Here is a 9,206-nt window from a genome sequence, read left to right on the forward strand (position 1 = left end):
GGGGCCGCGTCGTTCGACGGACCGGCCGGGCTGACCGGGGTGGACGCTGCGGACCGGCCCGCGCTGCGGACCGCCGCCACCGCCGAGGAGGGAGCCGGCCCGTCCGGCCGGTCGTGGTCGGCCGCCGCTGCGCGCAGCAGCTGTTCGGCCTCGATGGCGGTCAACCGCCGCCAGGGGTCGCGCTGCAACAGGCCGGTGATCACCGGACGCAGCGGGCCGGCCCGGCGCATCGGATCCGGCGGTTCGGTGGCCAGCGCGCTCAGCGTCGCCATCGCGCTGGACCTGGCGTACGGGGACTGCCCCTCGACCGTGGCGTAGAGCGTGGCGCCCAACGACCACAGGTCGGTACGCGGATCCGACACGCCTTCGCGGGCCCGTTCCGGCGCGACGAACTGCGGCGAGCCGAGCACCAGGCCCGGGCCGGTCATCGCCCCGTCCCCGCCGTCGAACGTCGCCAGCCCGAAGTCGGTGAGCACCACCCGCCCGTCGTCGGCGACCAGCACATTGTGCGGCTTCACGTCGCGGTGCAGCACGCCGGCGCTGTGCGCAGCCCGCAACGCCGCGAGCACCGCCAGCCCGATCCGGGCGGTACGTTGTGGACTCAGCGGGCCCTCGGTGTTGATGATCTGCTGCACCGACCGGGACGCCACGTACTCCATCACGATCCACGGGTTCTCGCCGTGATGCACCACGTCGTACAGACGAACGACGTTGGGGTGGTTGAGCCGGGCGGCCGTGCGGGCCTCGCGCAGCGTCCGCAGTCGTAGTTCGGCGCGGTCGGCCTCGGCCAGCCAGGCTGGCGGCACGACCTCCTTCACCGCCACGTCCCGGTGCAGCATCTCGTCGCGGGCCAGCCACACCCGGCCCATCCCGCCGGTGCCGACCAGGTCGAGCAGCCGGTACCGACCCGCGATCAGCAACTGCTGCACGGTCGCTCCCCCTCGGTCACCCCGAGTTACACGATAGCCACCAAGACGACTTTTCTCATCCGCTGAGCGGCCTCGATCCACGCCGGACGGAGGGCCCGGCAGGGCCATACGGCGCAGGTCAGCGGGGTGGTCGGAAACTCTTTCGCACTGTCCTCCAGTCCGCGTCGGCAGCCGTCCAGTCCCGATCGTCGGTGATCCAACCCAAGGTCCAGCTCTCGGGTGGGAGGACCTCCTGCCGGGCGTGCAGCACGACGCCGTACGGGGCCGCCCACCGGCACTCCCACTCGGCGCCGCCACCGCCCGCGTTGAGCCGGATCTCGTCGTAGTTCGGCAGCGCCCCGATCCGGGCCGCGTCGTCGCGGGCCGAGCGCAGTCGGGTCAGCGGGTCGGCAGCCGTGCCCGGCGCGACGCTCAACGCCCGACCGGTGGCCGGGTCCTGGAAGCAGACCACCGGGCCTTCGCGGGAGTAGTGCCAGCTCGCCGGCACGGAGACGCGGAAGCCGGTGCTGTCGGCGTGCCAGACCCAGCCCGTGGGTGGCCGGAACCGCTCGCCCGACGCGGGTGACCCGGCCGCCACCGGCGGCCCCGCGACGTCCGGATGGACGCAGGGGAACGGCGGCGGGGGCACGTCGCGGCCATTCGGCGGCGGGCCGGGCCGGCCGGGGCCACCACCGCCGTACGGGCCACCCCGGCCGTCGCCGGAGCCCTCGTTCGTGCCGCTGCCGTCGTTCGGACGGTCCGCCGTCGGCGCGGTGGACCGTCCGGCGTTGTCGGTCGGGGCGTCACCGGCGACGGCCAGAGCGGTGCCCACGCCGGCCGCGGCGGCCACGAGCAGCGCGGTGACGACGAGCGCGGCCCGCCGCGCCCTGGGCCGCCCGGCCAGTAGTCCGGCCGGTCGTCCGCCCGATCGCTCGGGCGTCGCAGGGTAGGGGGCTGTCTCCTCCGCCGCGGCCCGGACTCCCGGTTCGCCGCAGCTGGTGGCGGCCGGGTCGGGCTCGGGCAGCGGGATGGTGACGTCCTGGTCGGCCGCTTCCCCCGCAGCGGACGCCGCCGAGGCCGAGGAACCGTTCGAGTTCGGGGAACTGGTCGCCGGCGAGGAGTGGGTCGCGGCGTCGACTGCGGCTTCCCGCAGCTGCGCCGGTGGGCCGGGGTGGCCGGTCGCGGCGGCGGTGAGCAGCCGGCGGGCGCCGTCGTGGTCGAGGCGGTCGCGCGGGTCGCGGCGCAGCAGCCCGGCGAGCACCGGCGCGAGCGGTCCGGCGTGTGGGGCCGGGTCGGGTGGACCGGCGGCCAGCGCGCTGAGGGTGGCCATGGCGTTGCTGCGGGCGTACGGGGAGCGGCCCTCCACTGCGGCGTGCAGGGTGGCGCCGAGCGACCACAGGTCGGCCGCCACCGTGGACACGCCCTCGGCGGCCCGCTCCGGAGCGACGTACTGCGGGGAGCCGAGCACCATCCCGGGGCGGGTCATCGCGCCGTCTCCGCCGTCGAAGGTGGCCAGCCCGAAGTCGGCGAGCATCACCCGACCGTCGTGGGCGACGAGCACGTTCTGCGGTTTGACGTCGCGGTGCAGCACGCCGGCCGTGTGCGCGGCCTCCAGCGCACCGAGCAGGGCCAGGCCGATCCGGGCGGCGCGGGCCGGCTCCAGCGGCCCCTCGGCGTCGATGACGTCCTGCAGGGTGCGCGACGGGACGTACTCCATCACGATCCACGGGCTGCCCTCGACCGGGACGACGTCGTAGAGCCGGACCACGGCGGGGTGGTTGAGCCGGGCCGCGGCGCGCGCCTCCCGCAGCGTGCGCGAGCGCAGCTCGGCCCGCTCGTGGTCGGCCAGCCAACTCGGCGGTACGACCTCCTTGACCGCGACCTCGCGGTGCAGCATCTCGTCGCGGGCTCGCCACACCCGACCCATGCCCCCACGACCCACCAGGTCGAGCAGCCGGTACCGACCCGCGATCAGCACCTGCGCACGCTCCTCCTCAGCCGCTGTCCGGGGTACACCCTAACCAGCGGATCGGAAGTCACCTATCGGTCGTCCGACCCGCCTTCAGCAGGCGGCGTGGTCGGTGGCGGCGAGCAGATTGCCCTCCGGGATGGCGATCCGGGCGCGTCCACCGGCCAGTCGGGCGGCGGCCCGCCGAGCCTGAAGCGGGCCGTGCTCGCGACGGGCGGTGGCGTAGGTGGCGGCGGTGCGGGCGGCGATGCTGGCCCAGCCGTACCGCTCGCCGACCATGCTGCGGGCCCGTCGGGCCACCCTTCGCGCGAAGACCTCGTCGCCGAGCAGTTGGTCGACCGCGCCCGCGAGCGCCGCCGGGTCGCTGTGCGGGAACGTCACGCCGGTCACGCCGGACTCGACGATCTCGGCGAGGCCGCCGGTGCGGGCCACCGCCAGCGGCGCTCCGGCCGCGGCCGCTTCGAGGGCCACCATGCCGAACGGCTCGTAGAGGCTGGGGACCACTGTCGCGTCGGTCGCGCCGAGCACCGCCGGCAGTTGGGTGGCGTCGAGGAAGCCCGTGAAGCGGACTGTCGAGCCGAGCGCCAGGCGGCGGGCCTCGGCCTCCAACTCGGGGCGGTACGGGCCGTCGCCGGCGATCACCACGCGCAGGCCGGGGTGCCGCTCGCGCAGCCGGGGCACCGCGTGCACGAGGTGCTGCACGCCCTTCTCGTAGACCAGGCGTCCGGCGTACCCGACCAGGGGGCCGTCGGCGGCGAACCGGGCACGGGCCGTGGCGACCGCGCGCGGGCGGGCCCGCCAGGCCCGGTCGTCGACCCCGTTGGGCACCACGTCGACCAACCCGGTCGGTACGTCGAAGAGCGCGCTCACCTGGTCGCGCATGTAACCCGAACAGGCGATCACCCGGGTGGAGGACCCGCTGAGCCAGTGCTCGACGCCGTGGATGGTGCGGTTCATCTCCTCGGGCAGCCAGCCCTGGTGCCGACCCGCCTCGGTGGCGTGGATGGTGGTGACCAGCGGCAGGTCGAGGTGTTCGGCGAGGGTGGTCGCGGTGTGGGCGACGAGCCAGTCGTGGGCGTGGATGACGTCGTAGCTGCCGGCCTGGGTGGCGCGCAGGGCGGTGCGGGTGAGGGTGTGGTTGAAGGCCATGGTCCAGGCCAGGAGGCTGCTGGTGGCGAGGGGGAAGGTGACGGGGTCTTCGGGGGCGCGCAGGATGCGTACGCCGTCGGCGTATTCCTCCAGGGGTGCGCCGTCGGCGTGGCGGGTGACGACTGTGACGTCGTGGCCGGCGGCGGCGAGGGCGACGGAGAGGGCGTGGACGTGGCGGCCGAGGCCGCCGACGAGCACCGGCGGGTACTCCCAGGAGAGCATCAGCACCCGCAGCTGACGGGCGGGGTGGATGTCGATCACGTGGGCGTCGGGTGACATGCGGCCCCCTTTGAGTTGTCCCCGGGCGCGCGCCGACCGACACCGGAGTCGGTGTCGCCGTCGCGTCTGGATCGGGGCCAATCCTGCCGGGGCCGAGATAACCAGCGGAGACACCGCCGTTGCGGTCGTGTAAAGCGCTACTGGCCCTTTCGGCGCACCCGCAGCAGCTCGGCCACCGACCACGCCTGGAACGGGCAGCCGGTCGCGGAGTGCGGCGCGACGCCGTCGGCCGTCTCGCTTACCGAGCCTAGCCCATATTCGGTCAGATGGGACTCAATACCAATCAATACGTCATCGACTGACATCTTGCCCCGGCGGCAGGCGTCCACGTACGGCCCGATCAGCCACGGCCACACCGTGCCCTGGTGGTAGCCGCCGTCCCGCTCGGCCGGGCCACCCCGGTGCCGACCCACGAACTCGGCCGAATCCGGGGCGAGGCTGCGTGGCCCGAGCGGGGTGAGCAGCCCGGTCGCGATCCGGCGCAGCGTCGGCTCGTCCGGCTCCAGCGGCGCGAACGGCAACGACCAGGCCAGCAACTGGTTGGGGCGCAGAGCGTCGTCGTCGTGCAGGGCCGCCCCACCCAGCGGGTACGCCGGCGCGGGCGCGTCCAGCACGTCGTGCAGCCAGCCGGTCGGGGCCGGGTAGCGGTCCCGGAACGACGCGGTCGCCTGGGCGTGCCGCCGCCACAGCTCGCCCGCGTCCTGCCCGGCCAGCTCGGTCAGCTCGGCGAGGCCGGCCAACCCATTGATCCACAGCGCGTTGACCTCGACCGGCTTGCCCGTACGCGGGGTGACCGGCACCCCGTACACGCGGGCGTCCATCCAGGTCAGGGCGGTGCCCGGGGCGCCCTGGGCGAGCAGCCCGTCGGCCGGGTCGACGGCGATCCCGTAGCGGGTGCCGGCCACGTGCGCGTCGATCACGGCACGCAGCGCCGGCAGCAGCTCGTCGCCGAGATCGGTGTCGCCGGTGACCGTCACGTGCCGGCTCACCGCGTGCAGGAACCACAGCGTGCCGTCGACGGTGTTGTACTCCACCCGGCCGGTGTCGGCCGTGTTGGCGAGCATCCCCTCGGACAGCGTCGCCGCGTACGCCCGCAGCAGCTCACGTCCCTCGGCGGCCCGGCCCGTGCAGAGGAACAACCCCTCGTACGAGATCATCGTGTCCCGCGACCAGGCGCCGAACCACGGGTACCCGGCCACCACGTCGACAGCCGTACCGCCGGGACGGATCACGAACGCGTCGGCGGCCAGCGCGAGCGTCGCGTCCACCTCGTCGGCCGGCCGCGCCGTGGCCACCACCTGCCGGTTGCGTCGCCGGGCGGTCGCCACGATCTCGGCGGCCGGCGGCGGCTCCTCGTCGAGTCGACCGGCCCAGGCCCGCACCGACACCGTGTCGCCCGGGCGTTCCAGCTCGCCGACGAAGCGTCCCGCGTACCAGAGGTCCTCGTCCGCGTTCAATCCGCGGTTGGCCTCCTCGCGGTGGTGCACGCCCAGCCACCACTGCCCCTCCGGGGCCCAGCCGGGCCCGGCGAGCCGGTACGCGCCCTCGACCACCGCGCCGTCGGCGACCGCCTCGACCTGCGGGGTCGGGCCGTCGGCCCGCCGCTCGCCGTGCGCGTCGCGCCAGGTGCACGCGGCCGACAGCTCCAGCCGGACCGGACCGCCGGCGACCAGCCGGTGGACGACCGCCACGCAGGAACGGCCGGGCAGCATGGCCAGCTCCCGCTCGATCACCACCCCACCGATCCGCCACCGCCACCGGGGCAGCCCGTCGACCAGCTCGAAGCGCTCCAGCAGCTCGAAGCCGCGCGGGTCGACGACGCCGGAGGACCACTCGTGGGCGCCGAGCCGGACCCGGGCGCCGGACGGCAGGGTGACCGCCGGGTCGAGACTGACCAGTCCCACCTGACGGGATGCGGGAGTTTCGCCCGGCACCACCAGCAGACCGTGGTAGCGGCGGGTCCGCAGCCCACCGACGGTGCCCATCGCGTACCCGCCGAGGCCGTCGGGCACCAGCCACTCCCGGCTGGACGCGCTGGTCAGCTCGCCACAGACCTGCGGACCGAAGTGAATGTCGATCAACTTTCCTCCACCGCCGCCGAGGTGTAACACGCCACGACGAGAATGGCCGCTGTGGTGAAGTACCGCGGCGGCGTCAAAGATGTGCACGTGATCACTGACCGATCGTCCTCCGACGCCTCGCCACCCGACGCTGAGCGGCTCCGGCTCGCCCAGGCCGACTCGGGGGAGCAGGACTGGCGTGCATGGGGTCCCTATCTGTCCGAACGGGCGTGGGGGACGGTACGGGAGGACTACAGCGAGCACGGTACGGCGTGGGACTACTTCCCACACGACCATGCGCGGTCCAGAGCCTACCGCTGGAACGAAGACGGGATGGCAGGCGTCTGCGACGACCGACAGACCTTCGCCTTCGCCCTGGCGCTGTGGAACGGCAAGGACCCGATCCTCAAGGAGCGGATGTTCGGCCTCGGCGGCGACGGCGGCAACCACGGGGAGGACGCCAAGGAGTACTGGTGGTACGAGGACTCCACGCCTACCCACTCCTGGATGCGCTGGCGCTACCACTACCCGCAGGCCGCCTTCCCGTACGACGAACTCGTCGCGGTGAACGCGCTGCGCGGCCGGGACGACACCGAGTACGAGCTGGTGGACACCGGGATCTTCGACGACGACAGGTACTGGGCGGTGACCGTCGACTACGCCAAGGCGTCACCGACCGACCTGTGCATCGTGGTGACAGTGGCCAACCGGGGCGACCGGGCGGCGACCCTGCACGTGCTGCCCACCCTGTGGTTCCGCAACACCTGGGCGTGGGGGCTGCCCGGCGGCGACCGGATCCCGCGCCTCACCGGCGAGGGCACCCGGCTGGTCGGTGAGCACCGGGTGCTCGGCCAACTGCTGCTGGAGGGCGACGGCGGCCCGGTGCCGCTGCTCTGCGACAACGACACCAACGCCGAGCGGCTGTGGAGGCTGCCCGGCCGCTCGCCGTACCCGAAGGACGGCATCAACGACCACGTGGTCAACGGCGCCCCCACGGTCAACCCGGCCCGCGAGGGCACCAAGGGCGCGTTGCACTACGTGCTCGACGTGCCGGCCGGCGGCCAACGGCAGATCCGGCTGCGATTGACCCGTACCGCGTCTCCGCCGGCGGCCGCCCCGCCGCCCCCGGCCGACCTCCGTGACGGCTTCGAGGCAGTGGTGTGGGCACGGCGGGCCGAGGCGAACCGCTTCTTCGCCGGTGTGATCCCGGAGGCCGCGACCCCGGACGAGGCGCTGGTGGCGCGGCAGGCCATCGCCGGGCTGATGTGGGGCAAGCAGTTCTACCACTTCGACGTCAAGCGCTGGCTGGACGGCGACCCCGGCTCGTCGCCCCCGCCGGCCGGGCGCCGGCACGGGCGCAACAGCGCCTGGTGGCACATGACCAGCTTCGACGTCATCTCCATGCCCGACCCCTGGGAATACCCGTGGTACGCGGCGTGGGACCTGGCCTTTCACTGCGTGAGCATCGCCCGGGTCGATCCGGGCTTCGCCAAGGAGCAGATCCTGCTGCTGCTGCGCGAGTGGTACCTGCACCCCAACGGGCAGATCCCGGCGTACGAGTGGGCGTTCGGCGACGTGAACCCGCCGGTGCACGCGTGGGCGGCGCTCAAGGTGTTCGAGATCGACGGCGGCCGGGACTTCGAGTTCCTGGGCCGGGTCATGCACAAGCTGCTGCTCAACTTCACCTGGTGGGTCAACCGCAAGGACACCGGCGGCAACAACGTCTTCGAGGGCGGCTTCCTCGGGCTGGACAACGTCGGGCCGTTCGACCGCTCGGCGGCACTGCCGGTGGCCGGCGTGCTGGAACAGTCCGACGGCACCGGCTGGATGGCCATGTACGCCCTCAACCTGCTCGACATGGCCATCGTGCTGGCCGAGCACGACCGCACGTGGGTGGACACCGCCACGAAATTCTTCGAACACTTCCTCTACATCGCCGCCGCCGCGTACGAGCAGGGGCTGTGGGACGACGAGGACGCCTTCTTCTACGACGTGCTGCGCCTCGCCGACGGCACGAAGGTGCCGCTGAAGGTCCGTTCGGTGGTCGGGCTGCTGCCGCTGGCCGCCACCACCCGCCTCACCGCCAGGACCCTGCACCGCCTGCCGGAGCTGGGCGCCCGGCTGCGCTGGTTCCTCACCAACCGCCCGGAGTACGCCCAGGTGATCGGCACCCGGCGGCTCGGCCCGGACGGCCGCCAGCAGCGGCTGCTGTCCATGGTCGGCCAGGAGCAGGTGGTCCGACTGCTCGCCCGGATGCTCGACCCCGACGAGTTCCTCTCCGACTTCGGCCTGCGGACGCTGTCCCGCGCGCACCTGGACAAGCCGTTCTCCGTCACCCTCGGCGGGCAGGAGTTCTCCGTCGGCTACGAACCGGCCGAGTCGACCAGCGGCCTGTTCGGCGGCAACTCGAACTGGCGCGGGCCGATCTGGATGCCGACGAACTTCCTGCTGATCAGCGCGCTGCGCGACTACGCGGCGTTCTTCGGCGACGACCTGCAGGTGGAGTATCCGACCCGCTCGGGGGTGAAACGCTCGCTGGACGAGATCGCCGACGACCTGTCCGCCCGGCTGATCTCACTGTTCACCCAGGACGACTGGGGTCGACGGCCGATCTACGGCGCCGCCCAGATGTTCCAGACCCACCCGGACTGGCGTGACCTGATCGCCTTCCCCGAGTACTTCCACGGCGACAACGGCGCCGGCCTGGGCGCCTGGCACCAGACCGGCTGGACGGCCCTGATCGCCGACCTGATCCTCACCCTGCGCCGCTGACCGACCCGTGGATGCCTCGCGCCCGCGCCCGCGCCCGCGCCCGCGCCTCGCGCCCGCGCCCCGCGCCTC

The 9,206-nt window shown here is 73.5% G+C and carries 5 protein-coding genes; 1 reads left to right on the plus strand and 4 read right to left on the minus strand.

Annotated features, from left to right (window positions below):
• The 4 genes from B0E54_RS31445 to B0E54_RS31460 all read right to left on the minus strand — a co-directional run.
• The coding region (locus B0E54_RS31445) for a serine/threonine-protein kinase (RefSeq protein WP_234591476.1) at positions 1-869 on the minus strand (869 nt) is incomplete at its 3' end.
• Positions 870-1,047: 178 nt separating this feature from the next.
• Positions 1,048-2,886, minus strand: coding sequence for a serine/threonine-protein kinase (locus B0E54_RS31450; RefSeq protein ID WP_234591470.1), 1,839 nt, complete (start codon positions 2,884-2,886; stop codon positions 1,048-1,050).
• Positions 2,887-2,970: 84 nt separating this feature from the next.
• The gene (locus B0E54_RS31455) at positions 2,971-4,305 is read right to left on the minus strand and encodes a glycosyltransferase family 4 protein (RefSeq protein WP_234591471.1); all 1,335 of its coding nucleotides are present in this window, start codon (positions 4,303-4,305) and stop codon (positions 2,971-2,973) included.
• A 137-nt stretch (positions 4,306-4,442) separates the two neighbouring features.
• Positions 4,443-6,386 carry an amylo-alpha-1,6-glucosidase gene (locus B0E54_RS31460; RefSeq protein WP_234591473.1) on the minus strand — a complete coding sequence of 648 codons (1,944 nt, stop codon included), beginning with the start codon at positions 6,384-6,386 and terminating at the stop codon, positions 4,443-4,445.
• A gap of 42 nt (positions 6,387-6,428) precedes the next feature.
• Here B0E54_RS31460 and B0E54_RS31465 point away from each other — a divergent pair, with 42 nt between their 5' ends.
• Positions 6,429-9,137, plus strand: a complete 2,709-nt coding sequence (locus B0E54_RS31465; protein ID WP_234591475.1) for a glucosidase — start codon at positions 6,429-6,431, stop codon at positions 9,135-9,137.
• The last annotated feature ends 69 nt before the right edge of the window (positions 9,138-9,206 follow it).

Source organism: Micromonospora sp. MH99 (assembly GCF_021442385.1).
GTDB lineage: Bacteria > Actinomycetota > Actinomycetes > Mycobacteriales > Micromonosporaceae > Micromonospora.

Excerpts from the sequence above, each read along its gene's own strand:
- B0E54_RS31455 (WP_234591471.1), bottom strand. The coding sequence starts at position 4,305 with ATGTCACCCGACGCCCACGTGATCGACATCCACCCCGCCCGTCAGCTG.
- B0E54_RS31465 (WP_234591475.1), top strand. The coding sequence starts at position 6,429 with ATGGCCGCTGTGGTGAAGTACCGCGGCGGCGTCAAAGATGTGCACGTG.